This is a genomic window from Vibrio jasicida 090810c (assembly GCF_002887615.1).
In the GTDB taxonomy this organism is placed as follows: domain Bacteria; phylum Pseudomonadota; class Gammaproteobacteria; order Enterobacterales; family Vibrionaceae; genus Vibrio; species Vibrio jasicida.
In genome coordinates, this window is sequence record NZ_CP025792.1 from 3,154,766 (window position 1) to 3,173,749 (window position 18,984).

General features: G+C 46.8%; 18 protein-coding genes. 10 read left to right on the forward strand and 8 right to left on the reverse strand.

Annotated features, from left to right (window positions below; all coding sequences use genetic code 11):
• The first annotated feature begins 128 nt into the window (after positions 1 to 128).
• Entirely contained in the window at positions 129 to 974 is an 846-nt protein-coding gene (locus C1S73_RS15050) for an endonuclease/exonuclease/phosphatase family protein (RefSeq protein WP_038864726.1), read from the forward strand.
• 17 nt (positions 975 to 991) lie between these two features.
• Here the strand turns inward: C1S73_RS15050 and C1S73_RS15055 are convergent, their stop codons facing one another.
• The 3 genes from C1S73_RS15055 to gloB all read right to left on the reverse strand — a co-directional run bounded on the left by C1S73_RS15055 (position 992) and on the right by gloB (position 4,272).
• Entirely contained in the window at positions 992 to 1,678 is a 687-nt protein-coding gene (locus tag C1S73_RS15055) for a YIP1 family protein (RefSeq protein ID WP_038864728.1), read from the reverse strand.
• Positions 1,675 to 3,261 (reverse strand): lytic transglycosylase, encoded by a 1,587-nt coding sequence (locus tag C1S73_RS15060; RefSeq protein ID WP_038864730.1) that lies wholly within the window; start codon positions 3,259 to 3,261, stop codon positions 1,675 to 1,677. The genes C1S73_RS15055 and C1S73_RS15060 overlap by 4 nt, the downstream gene beginning before the upstream one ends.
• A gap of 252 nt (positions 3,262 to 3,513) precedes the next feature.
• Positions 3,514 to 4,272 (reverse strand): hydroxyacylglutathione hydrolase, encoded by a 759-nt coding sequence (gene gloB / locus C1S73_RS15065; protein WP_038864732.1) that lies wholly within the window; start codon positions 4,270 to 4,272, stop codon positions 3,514 to 3,516.
• A 36-nt stretch (positions 4,273 to 4,308) separates the two neighbouring features.
• On the opposite strand from gloB, the gene C1S73_RS15070 reads away from it, so the two are divergent.
• Complete coding sequence (locus C1S73_RS15070; protein ID WP_038864734.1) at positions 4,309 to 5,064, forward strand: class I SAM-dependent methyltransferase; 756 nt, start codon at positions 4,309 to 4,311, stop codon at positions 5,062 to 5,064.
• Here the strand turns inward: C1S73_RS15070 and rnhA are convergent.
• Complete coding sequence (rnhA, locus tag C1S73_RS15075) at positions 5,061 to 5,525, reverse strand: ribonuclease HI (protein WP_038864736.1); 465 nt, start codon at positions 5,523 to 5,525, stop codon at positions 5,061 to 5,063. The genes C1S73_RS15070 and rnhA overlap by 4 nt on opposite strands.
• Before the next feature lie 58 nt (positions 5,526 to 5,583).
• Between rnhA and dnaQ the strand changes: the two genes are divergently transcribed.
• From dnaQ to C1S73_RS15095, 4 genes are all read left to right on the forward strand, one after another.
• Positions 5,584 to 6,300 carry a DNA polymerase III subunit epsilon gene (gene dnaQ / locus C1S73_RS15080; protein ID WP_038864738.1) on the forward strand — a complete coding sequence of 239 codons (717 nt, stop codon included), beginning with the start codon at positions 5,584 to 5,586 and terminating at the stop codon, positions 6,298 to 6,300.
• A gap of 15 nt (positions 6,301 to 6,315) precedes the next feature.
• The gene (locus C1S73_RS15085; protein ID WP_038864740.1) at positions 6,316 to 7,566 is read left to right on the forward strand and encodes a TIGR03503 family protein; all 1,251 of its coding nucleotides are present in this window, start codon (positions 6,316 to 6,318) and stop codon (positions 7,564 to 7,566) included.
• Positions 7,567 to 7,777: 211 nt separating this feature from the next.
• The gene (locus C1S73_RS15090; protein WP_038864742.1) at positions 7,778 to 8,170 is read left to right on the forward strand and encodes a DUF1353 domain-containing protein; all 393 of its coding nucleotides are present in this window, start codon (positions 7,778 to 7,780) and stop codon (positions 8,168 to 8,170) included.
• Positions 8,171 to 8,694: 524 nt separating this feature from the next.
• Positions 8,695 to 8,958 carry a hypothetical protein gene (locus tag C1S73_RS15095; RefSeq protein WP_005436833.1) on the forward strand — a complete coding sequence of 88 codons (264 nt, stop codon included), beginning with the start codon at positions 8,695 to 8,697 and terminating at the stop codon, positions 8,956 to 8,958.
• 106 nt (positions 8,959 to 9,064) lie between these two features.
• On the opposite strand, the gene fadE is transcribed toward C1S73_RS15095, so the two are convergent.
• Complete coding sequence (gene fadE / locus C1S73_RS15100; protein ID WP_038864744.1) at positions 9,065 to 11,509, reverse strand: acyl-CoA dehydrogenase FadE; 2,445 nt, start codon at positions 11,507 to 11,509, stop codon at positions 9,065 to 9,067.
• 359 nt (positions 11,510 to 11,868) lie between these two features.
• Here fadE and lpcA point away from each other — a divergent pair, with 359 nt between their 5' ends.
• Both lpcA and C1S73_RS15110 read left to right on the forward strand, forming a co-directional pair.
• A complete protein-coding gene (gene lpcA, locus C1S73_RS15105; protein WP_005436835.1) occupies positions 11,869 to 12,444 on the forward strand; it encodes a D-sedoheptulose 7-phosphate isomerase in 576 nt (191 codons plus the stop codon).
• Between the two features lie 61 nt (positions 12,445 to 12,505).
• Positions 12,506 to 13,351: a class II glutamine amidotransferase gene (locus C1S73_RS15110; protein ID WP_038864746.1), complete on the forward strand. Its 846-nt coding sequence runs from the start codon at positions 12,506 to 12,508 to the stop codon at positions 13,349 to 13,351.
• Between the two features lie 84 nt (positions 13,352 to 13,435).
• On the opposite strand, the gene purN is transcribed toward C1S73_RS15110, so the two are convergent.
• Positions 13,436 to 14,074, reverse strand: a complete 639-nt coding sequence (gene purN / locus C1S73_RS15115) for a phosphoribosylglycinamide formyltransferase (protein ID WP_038864748.1) — start codon at positions 14,072 to 14,074, stop codon at positions 13,436 to 13,438.
• A gap of 142 nt (positions 14,075 to 14,216) precedes the next feature.
• The gene (purM, locus tag C1S73_RS15120) at positions 14,217 to 15,257 is read right to left on the reverse strand and encodes a phosphoribosylformylglycinamidine cyclo-ligase (RefSeq protein WP_038864750.1); all 1,041 of its coding nucleotides are present in this window, start codon (positions 15,255 to 15,257) and stop codon (positions 14,217 to 14,219) included.
• A gap of 179 nt (positions 15,258 to 15,436) precedes the next feature.
• On the opposite strand from purM, the gene upp reads away from it, so the two are divergent.
• Positions 15,437 to 16,063, forward strand: coding sequence for a uracil phosphoribosyltransferase (upp, locus tag C1S73_RS15125; protein ID WP_005533963.1), 627 nt, complete (start codon positions 15,437 to 15,439; stop codon positions 16,061 to 16,063).
• Between the two features lie 128 nt (positions 16,064 to 16,191).
• On the opposite strand, the gene C1S73_RS15130 is transcribed toward upp, so the two are convergent.
• Entirely contained in the window at positions 16,192 to 17,445 is a 1,254-nt protein-coding gene (locus C1S73_RS15130; protein WP_038864752.1) for a uracil-xanthine permease family protein, read from the reverse strand.
• A 235-nt stretch (positions 17,446 to 17,680) separates the two neighbouring features.
• On the opposite strand from C1S73_RS15130, the gene C1S73_RS15135 reads away from it, so the two are divergent.
• Positions 17,681 to 18,979, forward strand: coding sequence for a DUF2066 domain-containing protein (locus C1S73_RS15135; protein ID WP_038864754.1), 1,299 nt, complete (start codon positions 17,681 to 17,683; stop codon positions 18,977 to 18,979).
• Positions 18,980 to 18,984 lie beyond the last annotated feature (5 nt).

An 18,984-nucleotide genomic window follows, 5' to 3' on the forward strand; every position in this document is an offset into this window, starting at 1 on the left:
ATCCAGATAGATATAAGATTTCACTACAGCATATGGTGAAAATTTGAGTAAGCTAAGAGGGAGCCGACTGGGGCTCCTTTTTTATTATGCGCATTTTATGCGTGCCATTTTTGTATTTAGGTAAGCCTATGTATCCGCGTTTAGCTTTTGCGTTAGTTTTTCTTATTATTACTGCGGTGGTGAGCTTTCAGGTGATTTTTACCGTGCCAGAGCAACCACAAATTATTACTCAAACAGGGGCGAACATTAAGCAAGATATCCGCTGCATGGAGTTTGATAAGCCGCAAGTGCTAGATAAGGATGGCGAGCTAAATGTCTTAGTGTGGAACATTTACAAACAAAACCGAGACAACTGGAAGCAAGCGTTGGATACATTCTCCGTCAATAAACAGTTGCTCTTGTTACAAGAAGCAAGCTTAACGGACGACTTCAAAAGCTGGCTGGTGGAAGGGCATTGGGTCAGTAATCAAGTCAGTGCGTTTAAAGCATTAGGAAGTGGTGCTGGTGTGATCAGCATTGCGCAAAAAGAGCCCATTCTCGCTTGTGCGTACACATCGAAAGAACCGTGGTTGCGCTTGCCGAAATCGGCACTGTATAGCAAATACAGGCTCAGCAACGGTGAAACCTTAGCGGTGGTGAACATTCACGCGATCAACTTTACCGTTGGTACCGAGGAATACACTTCGCAATTGTCTGCGTTAGAAAGGGTATTGAAAGAGCACAGCGGCCCGATTCTGTTTGCGGGGGATTTCAATAGTTGGAGTGAAGAGCGCGTGATGGCAATGAAGAAAGCACTCCAAAAAGCCAATCTAAAAGAAGCAAAGTTCAGCCAAGACAATCGAACTCAGTTCATTACAGGCTTGCCGCTTGATCATGTGTTTTATCGCGGGTTAACCCTCAAAAATGCGAAAGCGCCGCAGAGCGACGCTTCCGATCATAATCCACTGTTGGTGTCGTTTACGTTAAGCGACTAACGGATTACCTTGGTCCATTAAGCGATAACGATGTACAACGCCCAAATTACGTAAAACGCAACCCAAGGCAGGCTCGCAATCACAAGAGCCTGTCCGCGTTCGAACTCTGTCCAAGTCAAAACTACACCATAGCCAAGCACGATGTACCATGGCAATAGCAATGGTAATGAGCTTGCAAAGTGTGACCAATCACTGGTCAAAGGTAACTTTAGCAACCCGTTTAGGCTATTCAAATCGGCAGCGTAAGTCATCACCTGGCCATGCTTCAGCAATAAGCTCGCGTAGCTTGCAATATCGCCCAACACGGCTGGGAATAAAATCGCACTCGCAGCAGCGAACCATTTCCAGTAACCGTATTGCTGTTTACTTGCTTTGGTTGCAAGAAAGAACCACAGCGCTAATAGCAGCAGTGTTGCAAAACGATTGAATACGTCATTGATGATCGCACTTGCCATCAGCGTGTTTGGCTCCAGCAACTCGATTTGCTTTGGATCGATCTGTTGGAACTGAGCGGTCAGTTGATCACTTAACCAAGTAAAATCCACATTCGAGAAGTAAGCGCCCCAGAATAGGAATGGGCTGAGCATCAAAATGATGAACGGCTGCCACCCCCAACCTCCGCGCTGATACAGCGCTAAGAAGCAAGATGTTGGCGATCGGAAGATATCCAACAACATGATAAGTGGGTTACTCGACGGGTTCATACACTTACCTTAGTTACATCAACATACAACTTAAGCTTCTGACCTGGTTTCAGGTACTTCTGCTTTTGAAGAGAATTCCATTTTACGATGTCGTTACCCTTCACCTTAAACTTGGTTGCAATACCACTGATGGTGTCGCCAGAACGTACGTTGTAGAACACGGTACGAATCACTGCGCCTTTATCAGAGTTCTTCCAAATCACCAGTTTTTGGCCAACGCGCAAGGTGTCTTTTGGTCCCATGCCGTTCCATTTTGCCAAAGACTTATGAGAAACCTTGTTCTCTTTTGCGATTGACCACAAGCTCTCGCCTGATTGCACAACGTGAGTCAGTTTGAATTGACCACGAGATTGAGATTGCGTTTTGTTCAGGCGATTTTCAGCAGTTAAGGCGTACTTTGTATCGTCTTTTGTCGACGTTGGGATCATTAGGTACTGACCAACGCGGATATTGTTGTTCGATAGGCCGTTAGCACGTTGGATAACTTTCGTTGTCGTACCGTACTTCTGAGCCAATACGCTGAGCGAGTCACCAGACTTCACTTTATAGCGTGCGACCTTCATGCCTTTACCACGGTTCTTCTTCACTTGAGCAAGGAACTGATCCTTTTTCTCGATAGGAATAAGAAGTTGGTGTGGGCCGTCAGGTGCAGTAGACCATTGGTTATATGCTGGGTTGTAACCTTGCAGCTCCTTAACACCAATTCCGGCGTAGTCTGCCGCAATTGCTAGGTCTAGTTGTTCTTTTGGATCAACCTGAGTCAGAACTGGCTTGTTCGGGATCGGCGGAATGTCGATGCCGTACTTATCTTGGTTCGCAATGATGTCCGCTAGTGCAAGCAGTTTAGGAACGTAACTGCTGGTCTCTTTTGGAAGATCCAAAGAGAAGAAGTCCGTTGGTTTGCCTAGCTTTTTGTTCTTACGAATCGCGCTCGATACACGGCCACCACCACTGTTGTAAGCCGCAATCGCTTGATCCCAGTTGCCGTCAAAACGCTTGCTTTGCTGCTCTAGGTAATCCAGTGCTGCATCGGTAGAAGCATAAACATCACGGCGACCGTCGTACCAGTAGTTCTGATCTAGACCCATCATTTTGCCGGTGCCTGGAACGAACTGCCACAAACCTGCTGCACTGCCGTGCGAGTAGGCAAAAGCATCAAATGAGCTTTCTACGATCGGTAGCAGCGCCAATTCCATCGGAAGGCCACGTTCTTCGATACGGGTGGTAATCATGTACAAAAACGGCTGTGCACGTTCAGATACTGTGCGCAGGTGGTTAGGATGCTTTAAATACCAAGTGCGGTAGTAAGCCACTTTCTTGTTGTCAGGAATGTCCATTTCAAGTTGCATGCCGATACGTCGCCACACATCGTCTTGTTCCTGAGGGGAAAGGGCTTTTGGCGTCTCTTTAGCAGGTTTCTTTGCTATCGATTGCTTTTTCTCGGAGTCAGCCTGAGCTGTTTTTTGCTTAACAGCTTGTTCTGACTTATTGGTTTCTGGTGTTGGAGTGCTTGCAGAATCTGACTGTGTCAATTGACAGCCAGATAATAGTAACGCCAACGCCCAACTGTACTTCAAACGCATGGTTTCAGCCTATTTAGGGCCTGTTTATCTTCTCCTGCCTGTCGCGCAACAAAGTACGTGGCAGTCGCAAGATAATAGACATCTTGTAACACTAACTAAGGGTAGAGGCGGTTTTGCCGCTACTTTATGCGTTTGGGTGAAATACAAACAGATTTATATCAGCCCCAAACGCAATAGAAGCGCCAGAGGCGCTTCTATGAAAATCAGCTCACGATAATACTTGCGTCTAGCAAAGTTACAAGCAGAAAATGGTTAAAATTCGTTCTTCCACTCACGTAAAGCTGTAAAAACCGAGCATGGGTCGCTATTTTGGATACGGTTTGTTACAGATTTTATGACCTCTGCGTTCGTTGCACGCAGGAATGGGTTAATTAACTTCTCTTTGCGTAACGTCGTAGGAAGGGTAGGAATATTTAATCCGCGTAGACGGTTTACATCATCACGGTATTGACGCAAATGTTCATTGTCCGGCTCAACCGCCAGTGCAAATGCTACATTACTTGCCGTGTATTCATGTGCGCAGAACACTTCTGTCTCTTCCGGCAGTTTCATTATTTTGCTTAGTGACTCAAACATCTGCTCTGGTGTGCCTTCAAAGATTCGGCCACAACCCGCCGAGAACAGCACGTCACCACAGAACAACTTACCGTCACCAACATAGCCAATGTGACCTAATGTGTGGCCAGGCAGCCCCAGTACCATGAAGATTTCGCCAAACAGTTCTAGCTTGTCGCCTTCTTCCATTGCGTTGGTTAAGGTTGGGATTGGCTCTGCTTTCGGACCAACCACTGCAACATGAGGAAACGCATGAACTAAATCTGGAACGCCACCAATGTGATCGTTGTGGTGGTGTGTAATTAAGATCGCTTCTAAAGTTAACTCGTTAGCCTGCAAATATTCCAACACTGGCTTAGCATCGCCCGGATCAACCACGGCGCATCGCTTATCGCTATTTTGAATCAGCCAGATGTAATTATCATTAAATGCGGGTATGCTTTTGATCTCTAACACGTTCGTTCTCCGTCACCCTTTTAAGTCAGGTGGTTAATGAAACCAGCACTCAGCAACAAAACTTTACAGCACCCGTCGACCTGGTCAGAAATGAATAACGGCCCGTGGGTACTTGAGTCAATCCAAACCCGACTCGACGAGTGGTGTCCGAAATTGTTCGGTTACCACATGCTTAAATTGGGCGGGTTGAGCTGTGAGCTAACCAGCTGTAGTTGTAACATTCAACACCAAGTCAACGTAGATATCCAGAACCCGTTGCATAATGTCATTGCAGATGGTTACGAATTACCCTTTTTAGAGAAAAGCTTTGATGTTGCGGTCCTCGCCCATCAGCTTGACTATGCAAGTGATCCCCATCGATTGCTGCGAGAAGTCGATCGCGTCATGATGGACGACGGTTATCTTATTATTACGGGATTCAACCCCATCAGTTTCACTGGACTTGCGAGTTTGTTGCCTTGGCGCAGAAATAATTTGCCTTGGAGTGGACGAATGTTCACCGCGAACCGGATTAAAGACTGGTTAGGGGTATTGAACTATCAGGTGATTCATTGCGAACGTTATGCTCTGTTTCCGATGACACGTTACAAAACCATGTGGACATGGTTGGAAAACAGCTTGGGGGATTGGGCATCGCCGGCGGGGAGTTTGTATTACATCGTCGCTCGTAAGCGAACTTACCCTCTCAAACCTATCAAGCCACATTGGCGCTTGAAGAGAAAGTTAACACCACTGGGCGTGATGAACAGAGAGGGCAGTGCGGTAGAAAAGGTATCAAGCAGTAAAAACTAAGACGCTTGGTAACCGGTATCTTCTTCGGTTGGGTTTTCTGCGGCTGTGCGTGCTAATTCATCACACATTTCGTTTTCACGATGACCCGCGTGGCCTTTGACCCAGCGCCAATCCACTTGGTGGCGAGCAGTCTCTTTATCCAATGCCTGCCATAAATCGGCATTTTTCACAGGTTTTTTATCTGACGTTTTCCAACCGCGTTTCTTCCAGTTGTGGATCCATTGCGTAATGCCTTGGCGCACGTACTGACTATCGGTAGTCAACGTCACTTGGCACGGCTCTTTTAGCGTTTGTAACGCCACAACAGCGGCCAACATTTCCATACGGTTGTTTGTGGTGAGCGTGTAACCTTTGGCGAGGGTCTTTTCTGTTTGCTTATAACGCAAGACAATGCCGTAACCGCCAGGGCCTGGATTTCCTAAACAAGATCCGTCTGTGAAAATCTCAACGTGTTTGGTCATATTTTTGGTACTATTAGCCGAAACATTTAATAAAGCATAGTCTGACACACATAACCTTATGAATACCAGCAGCAATTCTGAACATAATCGTATTGTCGTTCTCGATACCGAAACCACGGGTATGAACCTAGAAGGTGGTCCTCACTACATGGGTCACCGCATCATCGAAATTGGTGCCGTGGAGATCATCAACCGTAAGCTGACTGGTCGTCACTTTCACGTTTACCTAAAACCTGACCGTGAAATCCAACCAGACGCGATTGAAGTCCACGGTATTACCGATGACTTCTTGGTCGACAAGCCAGATTACTCAGCCGTACACCAAGAGTTTCTCGACTTTATCAAAGGTGCCGAGCTGGTTGCCCACAACGCGCCCTTCGATACCGGCTTCATGGACTATGAGTTTGAAATGCTCAATCCAAGCATTGGTAAGACGGATGACTACTGTAAGGTGACCGATACCCTTGCCATGGCGAAGAAAATCTTCCCGGGCAAGCGAAACAACCTCGACGTCTTGTGTGAACGTTACGGCATTGATAACTCACACCGTACTCTCCACGGGGCATTGCTCGATGCGGAGATTCTAGCTGACGTTTACCTCCTAATGACGGGTGGTCAAACGAGTCTAGAATTCAACGCCAACAAAAAAGACGGTGAAGCGGAAGGCATTCGTCGTGTTGAAGGAAGAAAAGCGCTAAAGGTTTTGCGTGCAACTGCCGATGAAGTAGAAGCACACCAGAAAAGACTAGAACTGGTGAACGACAGTATTTGGTAGTTATTAGGAGAGACTATGTTGAGGGCTTTGTCAGTCGCTATTTTAGCGTTCTGGAGTTGTTTCGCGTTTGCTGCGAGCGAGTCCGCCATGTCTTTGTTAGATAACCGCTTTCGTGTCGATCCCACCATCGAACAGATTACTTTTTTGGTTTATCGTGAACAGAGCTCTCAGCCCGTCGTCCTTGTCCGCCCCGATGGTAAAAAATATTACGCTTGGGGCACCTACGACAACGTTCGTTGGTATCAAGAATCTTCCCTCGACATCATCTCGATAGATAAACCCATGCCGGGTCCTTGGCAGGCCGTCGGCAAAGTTACCCCGAAAAATAACATCCGTCTGATTTCGCACCTCAAACTCAGCACCGATGTGTTTCCAAACCGCCTTTACAATAGCGAAGCTCTAAAATTTACCGCACGTTTGACCTCAGACGATAAGCCGCTTGTACTGCGTGATTTCCTAGACCGGGTAAACCTGCGTGTGACTTTTACTAAGTTTGTTGAGAACGAAGACGAACTGATCAAAGAAGCGCGCCCTGTACCAATGGTGATTGGCGAATTTGCCGATGATGGCCGTGGGCTAGATGAAAAAGCAGGCGACGGTGTGTTTACTGTTCAACTACCAATTGATGTCGAACCGGGTAAATACCGCGCGCGCATTACTTCTGGCAACGGCGTGTTCCTGCGAGCACAAGAGCAAGTGGTACTGGTATACCCATCTCCAATCTCACGTACCTTCATTCAATCTCGTCATGCAGACCAACCTCATCAGCTGGTGGTTAGTGGTGAGCAAGGCATGATCACGCCCGGAACCATTGCCGTAAACGTTGAGCAAGAAGCACCAGACGGCTTTATCAGTTACAGCCAAGGTCAGGTGTCGGCTGATGGTTCTAAAACCACATTGAAGATGGATAACGATCCTGAACTTGGCAAATATTCATGGCACGGTGAAGTCTTTGCTACCGACTTGTCTACCAAGCGCTCATTGGTGTTCCCAATTAAAGAGCAGACGTTCAGTGTGGTCGACGAAGTGGATCTAGAAGCCGCACGTCTTGCTAAAGAAGCAGAGCTTGCCGAGCAACGCCGCATTGAAATGGAAAAACGCATCATCGCCGAGCGCGAAGCCGAACGTAAGCGCAGCATGATCATCATCGCTATCGGCAACGTGATTGCACTGATATTGGTGATTCTATTCTGGATCATCTGGAGCAAGCTCAAGGCCAAACGCCAAGCCATGCCAGAGATGCAGTTAGAAGTGCCGAAGAAGTAGAGCACAAGAATTTAAATTGAAAACGGAGCCGATTGGCTCCGTTTTACTTTTTATGGCGCATCTAATTTTGTGACACTCTTGGCGAAGGTTATGAATGTCGGTTCGATTTGCAAAATCATTCGTGATATTCACTAAGTGGGTTAAAGCTGATTTGAGTGTGAAAGCTCTAAGCTCTACATCTCAAAGAAGCCAAGTGACTAGGAGGTCTCTGATGAAGTACAAAAAACGTCGGACGTACAAATACAATCTTCATTCTGAAGAACAGATTGAAACCAGTATCACCCTTGCGCAGCCTTTCGATAGTCCGTTTCTGAGTCTATCTGAGCAAGGTTGGCTGACGATTAAGAAAGGCTATTCATGGGATGGGGCGAGTGGTCCAGCGATTGATACCAAGAACATTCTTAAAGCGTCTTTGGTGCATGATGCGTTGTATCAGCTCATGAGGGAGGAAGTATTGCCGCAAAGCAGTCGAGAGCAAGCGGATAGGCTTCTACGTCAAATATGCCTTGAACATGGCATGTCGAATTTTAGAGCGACGTACATCTATTACGGAGTTAGAGTATTTGGCGGATGTTTTTCCAAGCCGGATCTTTTATCTGCCTAGTTAAGTTCTCTTGATGAGTAGATTCTGAATCATGTTCGTTCCTCACTGTTCAGAATGACGGAAATCTAGAAACACTGTGCGTGTAGTAACCTGATAACTCAAAGTAAACCGTCATTCTAGCGAGCTTCAGCGAGACTAAGAATCTGCTATCAGCACTCTAGGGCTTTGTGGAGTCATAATCTAAGGAACACGTGGTAAGTAGATTCTGAATCACGTTCGTTCCTTACTGTTCAGGGTGATGAAAATCTAGAAATGCTGTGCGTGTAGTAACCTGATACCTAAAAGTAAACTGTCATTCTAGCGAGCTCCAGCGAGACTAAGAATCTATTGTCAGCGCGCTGGGGCGTTTGTTTCTTCACCCTCCACAGAGTACTCGGCAGTAGGTTCTAGTATGCACACACAATCACTTCGCTGTTCCTTTGCATATCTATGCTAGACTCACGCCATCAGCTATATGAATGACTTCTCATTTGTTTACCTGAGGGCAGCAATTGGGCTGCTGTATTCTTATTAAAGGCACAAAAATGAGCAAATTAACTTCAGCTGAACGTAAAGCGCGTGACAACGAACGTTTCTCCCAACGCGTGAGTGAGCGTCGTGAAAAAGGTGAAGATGTCGTTGCGTACGCATTGGCGAACAAAAAGGCTGTGAAGTTCCTGACTAAGTCAGAGAAGAAAGCTTTGAACGAACGCAAAGCGACGCTTCAAGAAGAACTTAAGCTGAAAGAGCAGGAAGAACTGCGCAGAATTGAACAGTCGTTTATTGTTGAAGAAGATAACGAACAATAAACGCTTCTTTGTGATTGCCGTGTTGTGCGAAGCAGAGATTCAACAAAAAAACGGGAGCCGAGGCTCCCGTTTTGCTTTCTTATTTATCGTTTAAGTCATCATTCGCTTAAGCGACGTTTTCCATCTGAGGGTAAAGCGGCTTTGCGGCCAATAGCTCTGGCTCAAAATCGTCTACGTTGATAGTGTCTAGGCGATGCTGTTCCGCTTCTCTTAGCAGATCTGCTTCTTCCTGAGTGATTACGCCTTGTTCTAGACCTTCTTGAGCAATCACATCCAAACGCATGAATGGACGGCGTTTGCCTTGCGCTTTACATATTTTGTCGAACACAGGCTCAGCTTGAAGAATCACAGACAGTGCCAACTCAATCTTACCTGCAGCGTTGTGTTCCGTTGGTTCTAGGTACTGACCACGACCAATACGTGAACGCGTTGCACTTGGCGTTTGTAGAATACGCGCCACTTTACTGTCTAGCTTATCACTTGGCGCTTTGCGTACTCGGCCAAATGGCATGATCAATACACGCAGTGTACGACCAATCACTTTGTTCGGGAAGTTTGCTAGGAACTCATCAATGGCAGCTTCGCTTTGTTTTAAGCTGTCTTGCAAGCCCCAATGTACCAATGGCAAGTCTTCAACAGGGCGGCCATCCTGCTCGAAGCGTTTCAATGTTGCAGAGCTCAAGTATAGCTGACTTAAAATGTCACCAAGACGCGCAGACAGACGTTCTTTACGCTTCAACGAACCACCTAGTACTGCCATCGAGATATCCGATAGTAGAGCAAGGTTTGCGCTGTAACGGTTCAATTGTTGGTAGTAACGCTTGGTTGCGTCTTTGGTTGGTGACGTTGAACCTAGACCATCACTTAGACCAAACCAGATGCTGCGAATTAGGTTACTCATGGTAAAGCTCACGTGACCCGCTAGTGCTTTGTCAAACTTCTCAACGGCGTCACCAGCCTCCGAGTATGCGGCATTCATCTCTTCAAGAACGTAAGGGTGACAGCGAATCGCGCCCTGACCGAAGATGATCATAGAACGAGTTAGGATGTTCGCACCTTCTACCGTTACCGCGATCGGTGCACCTTGGTAACCACGTGCTAGGAAGTTAGAAGGACCCATACAGATGCCTTTACCACCTACGATATCCATCGCGTCGATGATGCTTTGTTGGCCACGATGCGTACAGTGGTACTTCACGATAGCCGAGATAACAGAAGGTTTTTCACCTAGGTCGATACCTGCCACGGTTAGGTTGCTGGCTGCATCCATCACGTAAGCGTTACCACCTAGACGTGCTAATGGCTCTTCTACGCCTTCCATGTGACCGATAGGCTGTTTGAACTGACGACGAATGCGCGAGTAAGCACCTGTCGCCATCGCTGCAGTTTTGATGCCGCCCGTTGAGTTAGAAGGTAGCGTGATACCACGACCAACTGATAGACACTCAACCAGCATACGCCAGCCTTGACCTGCCATTTTTTCACCGCCGATGATGAAGTCCATCGGTACGAAGATGTCTTTACCGCGAGTTGGGCCATTTTGGAATGGTACGTTAAGCGGGAAGTGACGGTTACCAATCTCAACTCCTTTAAGGTCAGTTGGGATTAGAGCACAAGTGATGCCAAGATCTTCTTGGTCACCTAGTAGGCCTTCTGGGTCACGCAGTTTGAATGCAAGACCAAGAACCGTTGCGACTGGCGCTAGAGTGATGTAACGCTTGTTCCAAGTTAGACGCATACCAAGGACTTCTTCACCTTGCCACTCGCCTTTACATACCACACCAAAATCTGGGATAGAGCCCGCATCGGAACCTGCTTCTGGACTAGTCAGTGCAAAACATGGGATCTCTTTACCTTCAGCCAAGCGAGGTAAGTAATGATTTTTCTGCTCTTCTGTACCGTAGTGCTGCAGGAGTTCACCAGGACCTAATGAGTTCGGTACGCCAACGGTAGAAGACAGCACGCCAGAAACGCCAGTCAGTTTTTGCAGTACCAAAGATTGCGCGTATGCAGAGAATTCCAGACCACCGTATTTCTTTTTGATGATCATGGCGAAGAACTTGTTGTCTTTCAGGTATTGCCATACTTCTGGTGGCAAATCTGCAAGCTCGTGAGTGACTTGGTAGTCGTTCACCATGGCACACACTTCGTTAACTGGGCCATCTAGGAATGCACGCTCTTCTTTGCTCAGCTTAGGCGCTTTGATTGCGTGAAGCTTTTCCCATTCAGGTTTGCCTTTGAATAGCTCCGCTTCCCACCAGACCGTACCAGCGTCCAATGCTTCTTTCTCGGTCTGAGACATAGCAGGTAGGACTTTCTTAAACATCACGAGCGCTTTGCGGCTGATCAGTGATTGGCGAATGCCCGACACGGCGAATACCGCAACGGCAAGTACATAAAGTGCCCAGCCAATAACACCAACTGAGCCTGCGATCGTCAGTGCTAGCATGGCAGCAGTTAGCAGACTGACGGATTTCACGAGAGACATTCTGTGGTAGAGCGTTATGCCTAACACAACTGTCATCGCTACGATTGAGAGCAAGATGTCCATATGTTTTTTCCTTTTCAGACTTTATTAATGTTGTACGTCTGTATTTTGGTAAGAGGTCTAACCAGTTCTCATAAGTGTAATCAAAATATTAATGAAATGTAAAACCCAAGATTGGGTAAAAAGTGATCTATGTAGAGTTAAAATTCTAAAGTTGGGAGTTGAGTGATGATTTCGTAAGCAAGTTAACAAGTTTATTACCGCGATGAATCCAAATCTGTTGGTTCACTATCGACACTAATTCTCGTTTGTGGGTAAACTCAGAGTAATGAAATGTCCGGTGCGAGATTCGCATCAGAACAATTTGCCAAGCGAGAGCCTCAACCTCACTGCTGTGGCCGAAATAATAAAGAGAACGTCTTATGTACCAAGATCTGATTAGAAGTGAATTAAACGAAGCTGCTGAAGTTCTGAATAAGTTTTTAAGTGATGACCACAACATCGCGCAAATCGAAGCGGCAGCAAAAATGATTGCTGACTCATTCAAGCAAGATGGTAAAGTGTTGTCATGCGGTAACGGTGGTTCTCACTGTGACTCTATGCACTTTGCAGAAGAGCTAACAGGTCGTTACCGTGAAAACCGTCCGGGTTACGCTGGTATTGCTATTTCAGATCCAAGCCACCTATCTTGCGTTAGTAACGATTTTGGCTACGATTTCGTATTCTCTCGTTACGTTGAAGCAGTGGGCCGCAAAGGCGATGTTCTGTTTGGTTTGTCGACGTCAGGCAACTCAGGCAACATCCTAAAAGCGATTGAAGCCGCGCAAGCGAAAGGCATGAAGACAATTGCGCTGACCGGTAAAGATGGCGGCAAAATGGCTGGCCTAGCGGACATCGAGATTCGCGTACCACACTTTGGTTACGCAGACCGCATTCAGGAAGTACACATTAAGATTATTCACATCATCATTCAGTTGATTGAAAAAGAGATGGAATAAGCTTTTCAGCTTGGCCTCGTTTGGGCTTAGTGGTGTTTTAAGGTAAGGAGTTCGTTTAACCATGTGTGAATTGCTCGGCATGAGCGCAAATGTTCCAACCGATATTTGTTTCAGTTTTACTGGATTGATGCAGCGCGGTGGTCGCACTGGACCGCATCGTGATGGCTGGGGAATTACTTTCTATGAAGGAAAGGGTTTCCGAACATTCAAAGATCCAAACCCTAGTTGTGATTCTCAGATCGCTGAGTTGGTGCAGAACTACCCGATAAAAAGTCGTGCGGTGGTTAGCCACATTCGCCAAGCAAACCGAGGCGGAGTGAATTTAGAGAACACGCACCCATTTACGCGTGAGCTGTGGGGACGCTACTGGACTTTTGCACACAATGGTCAACTGACTGACTACCAAGATTTGTATACGGGTCGTCACCGTCCGGTGGGAGAAACCGACAGCGAAATGGCTTTCTGTTGGCTGCTTAAACAGATGGAAGATAAATACCCTGAGCCACCTCAGGATATGGAGTCGGTCTTTACTTATGTTGCTCAGTGTTGCGATAAGTTGAGAGACAAGGGCGTGTTTAACATGCTGCTCAGTGACGGTGAGTTTGTGATGACTTACTGTACCAACCATCTGTATTGGATTACGCGTCGCGCACCATTTGGCAAAGCGGCCCTATTGGATGAAGATGTCGAAATCAACTTCCAAGAAGAGACCACGCCAAATGATGTGGTTTCTGTGATTGCGACTCAGCCATTAACGGGCAATGAGGCATGGCAACGAATGAAACCGGGTGAGTTTGGTTTATTCCACGTCGGAGAGTTGGTATTGAATAATGCCAAGGCTCTGGAGGATGTCCCCTTTGCAGCGCCGAAGCCGGGTAACCAAGCACCGACCGAACCGTTGGAGTGATGGTTTTCTCGCAGTAAAACATTTGAATAAAACAAAAGGCAGCCTGATGGCTGCCTTTTTACGTTTGGTGTTTGGAATTAAGAGTTACTCGGCGGCGTAGCCGTGAGCTCCTAGCTCGAAGCCATCGAGATACGCTTTACCATCTCTCATCGTTAGCCTTTCATCCGCTAACCACTTAGTGACCATTGGGTAGATCTTGTGTTCTTGAGTCTGCACGCGCGCGGCGAGTGCATCGGTATCGTCGTCTTCAAACACGGGTACTTTGGCTTGTAGTACCACAGGGCCGCCGTCTAACTCTTCTGTGACAAAGTGTACGCTGGTGCCGTGTTCTTTGTCGCCAGCATCAATAGCGCGCTGGTGGGTGTGTAGCCCCGGATACTTAGGCAAAAGGGAAGGGTGGATGTTGATCATTTTACCCAGGTAGTGGGAAACAAACGCGCCACTGAGAATACGCATGTAACCTGCAAGTACAATCACATCCGGTTGGTATTCATCGATTTGTCTCATTAGTTCAGCATCAAAGTCTTCACGGGATTCGAATGCTTTTGGATCGACAAAATGCCCATTCACATCAAACTGTTTTGCGCGCTCTAAACCATAAGCGTCAGCTTTATTGGAGAACACCGCTGCGACTTGTGCATTTGGCATACTGTCTTCGCAAGCTTCCAAGATGGCTTGAAGGTTACTGCCGTTACCCGAAATGAGGACCACTATGTTTTTCATGATGTTGAGACTGCCTTGCTATTGTAGGTTTGAAGTGCGTATCCGCTAAATTACCTACTATTAGAATGGTTTTCGATGTTCCAGATAGCAGAATGAGGACATCGCGTCCTCATTCATATCGTTATGTAGCGCAACTCACAAGTTATTGGATTTCAACTTGCTCTTCGTTTGCTTCTGCTTGAGCGACTTCACCAATCACCCATGCGTTTTCGCCTTCTTCTTTAAGAAGAGCAACCGCAGCGTCTGCTTGGTCTTTTGGAAGTGCAACGACTAGGCCAACACCACAGTTGAACGTACGGTACATCTCGTGTGTTTCAACGTTGCCTTTCTCTTGTAACCATTTGAAGATGACTGGCCATTCCCAGCTATTACCATTGATAACGGCTTTTGTGCCTTCAGGCAGTACGCGTGGGATGTTTTCCCAGAAACCACCACCCGTGATGTGAGAAATCGCGTGGATGTCGTGCTTCTCAATCATCTTAAGTGCTGATTTGATGTAAATCTTAGTTGGTTCTAGTAGGTGCTCACCGATAGTACGACCTGCTAGCTCTTCGTTTTTATCTGCGCCAGAAACTTCTAGGATCTTACGGATAAGAGAGTAACCGTTTGAGTGTGGACCGCTTGAGCCAACAGCGATTAGTGCGTCGCCAGCTGCCACTTTCGTGCCGTCAATCACGTCTTCTTTTTCTACTACGCCAACACAGAATCCAGCAACGTCGTAGTCTTCGCCTTCGTACATGCCCGGCATCTCAGCAGTTTCACCACCGATTAGTGCACAGCCTGCTTGAACACAGCCATCAGCAATACCAGAAACCACGTCTGCCGCGGTATCTACGTCTAGCTTGCCTGTTGCGTAGTAATCTAGGAAGAATAGGGGCTCAGCACCTTGAACGATTAGGTCGTTTACACACATTGCCACTAGGTCAACGCCGATAGTGTCGTGCTTGTTCATATCCAGCGCTAGGCGAAGTTTTGTTCCTACACCGTCAGTACCAGAAACCAGTACAGGTTGTTTGTATTTTGTCGGCAATTCACACAATGCGCCAAAACCGCCGATACCACCCATCACTTCAGGGCGACGAGTACGCTTAACCGCACCTTTAATACGATCTACAAGCGCGTTGCCTGCATCAATATCTACACCAGCGTCTTTATAGCTAAGAGAAGAGTTGTTACCACTCACAGGGAAGTCCTCGGTTTTTAAGTTGGATATGAAAACGGCGCTATTCTACCAGTGGTTAAATATAGATAGCAAACGTTTGCGTCGGTTTTTTTCTTTAGTGATCTATCCTGATATCCCTGCAAAAATCATGTATAATCTGAAGGTTTGTTTAAATATTGCCAAAAAAGCCGGAGATGGAAATGAAAGTTGTTGAAGTTAAACACCCTCTAGTGAAACACAAAATCGGTCTAATGCGAGAAGGTGACATCAGCACGAAGCGTTTTCGTGAGTTAGCGACAGAAGTCGGTAGCCTACTTACTTACGAAGCGACTGCAGACTTTGAAACAGAGAAAGTAACCATTGAAGGTTGGAATGGTCCTGTAGAAGTTGACCAAATCAAGGGTAAGAAAGTAACAGTAGTGCCAATCCTGCGTGCAGGTCTAGGTATGATGGACGGCGTTCTTGAGCACATGCCAAGCGCACGTATCAGTGTTGTAGGTATCTACCGTGATGAAGAAACACTTGAGCCAGTACCATACTTCAACAAGCTTGCTTCTAACATCGATGAGCGTATTGCTCTAGTTGTTGACCCAATGCTTGCAACAGGTGGTTCTATGATCGCAACAATCGATCTTCTAAAAGAGAAAGGTTGTCAGGCAATCAAGATTCTTGTTCTTGTAGCGGCTCCTGAAGGTATCGAAGCACTAGAAAAAGCGCACCCAGATGTTGAGCTATACACAGCGGCAATCGATGAGAAGCTAAACGACAAAGGTTACATTGTTCCTGGTCTTGGTGATGCAGGGGACAAGATCTTCGGTACTCAATAAGCATTATTGTTTTTACTGAATTCAAAAATAAAGGCTTGGTGAAAACCAAGCCTTTTTTGTCTCTGCTATTTAGAAGCGAGCTACGAGATCAGGAAGGGCGACTTAAATCAATCAAGCCGCCACCATACTTACTTCGCGTTGTCTTCTTCCATCTGTGCATTATCTACCACGTGGTTTTCACCAAGGTCGTGTGGTAGCACTAGGTTAAGAATGATTGCAACGATACCACATAGGCTTACACCTTGTAGGCTGAACTCGCCAATACCGAAAGCCATGCCGCCGATACCAAATACTAGGGTTACCGCTACGATCACTAGGTTACGTGATTTGTGCAGGTCAACGTTGTTTTTAATCAGTGTGTTTAGACCAACGGTTGCGATAGAACCAAACAGTAGAATCATGATACCGCCCATTACCGGGACTGGAATGGTTTGTAGAATCGCACCTAGCTTACCTACCAGCGCAAGTACGATGGCAGTAACCGCTGCCCATGTCATGATCACTGGGTTGAATGCTTTCGTTAGCATTACCGCACCGGTTACCTCGCTGTAAGTGGTGTTTGGTGGTGCGCCAACCATAGAAGCCGCAATTGTTGCCACCCCGTCACCGGCGATGGTGCGGTGCAGACCCGGTTTCTTCAGGTAGTTTTTACCCGTTACGTTTGAAATCGCTAGCATGTCACCCACGTGCTCTACTGCTGGAGCGATAGCCACTGGGATCATGAATAAGATCGCATTGATGTTGAACTCTGGTGCGGTGAAGTTTGGCATGGCTAGCCAAGCCGCTTGAGCAACCGGTGTGAAATCAACCACGCCGTAGAACAGGGCTACTGTGTAGCCTGCCAAAATACCGCCGACGATAGGAACCAACTTTAGGAAGCCTTTCGCGAACACGCTTAGTGTAATAGTCGTTAAAAGTGATACCGCTGAGATGATCACCGCCGCATCGCCATTCACTAATTGAATCGCGCCGTCTCCCGATTTACCTACTGCCATGTTGACCGCGGTAGGAGCGAGGCCAAGTCCTATCACCATGATCACTGGGCCGACAACCACAGGTGGCAGAATTTTATGAATAAAGCCAACGCCGCGTACTTTGATCATCGCACCAAGACCAACGTACACTAAACCAGCAGCCATCAAGCCACCCATGGTTGCACCGATACCCCAAGTTTGGATACCGAACATAATAGGAGCAATAAACGCAAAAGAAGAGGCAAGGAAGATAGGGACAGAACGTTTAGTAATCAGTTGGAAAAGAAGAGTACCGACACCAGCACCAAACAGAGCAACGTTTGGGTCTAGGCCAGTAAGAAGTGGTACCAGCACGAGAGCACCAAAAGCGACAAAGAGCATCTGAGCGCCTTGTAACGCGTTTTTCATAATTATTTCCTATTCAGAGATACGCAGACAAATCCGGCGAATATTATCATCTGGCAATCGATTGCAATGTTGCCTAGATCAAACTTTTGTATGGATTTATAACAGAGACGAATAGTTTGTTTTCATGGTGGGTTTTAACTTGGTCAGAATACAGACAATTCACTCAGTACTCTTCTTGCTCACCGTTTGATAGTTGCTTATGATGCGTGTTCTTGTACAGAGGATTATGAAAACTATGCGCTATTTAGCTCTCTTATTGATAGGTTGGTTGTCTCTGCCAGTTTATGCATTAACTCAGGTGGATATCTATCGTGCCGAAGTGGCGATCGACAGTGAGCAAAAAGACGGCGAAGAACTCGCCCGTCAACAAGGTATGCAAGATGTGATTGTGCGTGCAACAGGCAGCGAATCTTCCCTTAGCAACCCAGTAATTAAGAAAGCAGTGGGTTCAAGTTCTCGCTATATTTCTCAACTTGGTTACGGCCAACTTGATGGTCAAAGCAGTTTGAAGATGCTGTTCAATAGTGGCCAAATCCGTTCATTGTTGACGCAAGCACAGTTGCCAACGTGGTCAGCAAGTCGTGCCAACATTCTTGTTTGGTTAGTTGAAGAACAAGGTTACGACCGTACTATCACTTGGGAGCATTCTGATTCTTCAAGTGTTGCAGCGTTGCGTGATGCGGCACAGTCACGAGGTTTACCTATCACGATGCCTGTGGGTGACTTTGATGATGTTACCGGTGTGAACGTGTCTGATCTGTGGGGCGGCTTTGTTGACCCAATCAGCCAAGCAAGCCAACGTTACCCTGTGGATGCCGTTTTGGTTGTACGCGTACAAGGTGACAAGATCCGTTGGACTTTGTATGACCAAGCGCCAACACAATTGTCTGAGTCTAAGCAATCGCCACGTAGTGGCTCTGCCTCTGGTGCGAATGCGATTCCGGCGATGATTGGTGGTATCGCTGATTATTATGCGAAGAAAAGCGCGGTTGTTGTCTCGAGCAAATCTTCAGAAGAGATCGATGTAAAAGTGGTTGATGTTGAATCAGCAATGGATTTCTTCAACCTAGAGGATTCCCTAACTAAGCTAAACTCAGTGGCGAGCACCGAGATCAAGCGTGTACAAGGCAATGCTGTGACATTGACTATTCACCTCCTTGCTTCTCAACAAGCGTTTGAACAAGAAGCTTCCTCTATTCGTCCATTGGAAGTCACCGAAGATCCAATGGCGGGTTTAGAACCGGCGGCGGTACAACTTCCAGAAGCGCCTGCGCAACCAGCGCAACTTCCTGCTGATACAGAGCAAGGCCAAGCTACAGAGAGTGGTGCTGTGGTTCAAGAGTTGACGGCAGAGCAGAGCGCAGTAGAAGCGAAACAGCCTGTTGTTGCTCAGCCAGCTCCAGAGCAATATGACCTTATTTACAAGTGGAAAGCTCCGGTTCGTGCACAAGTTGAGCCAGAGCTGGATGCGGATTCTGAAATTGCGCCTGTGCTAGAAAAAGATACGGTAGAAAATCCAGAAGATGTTGGTTAATCGAC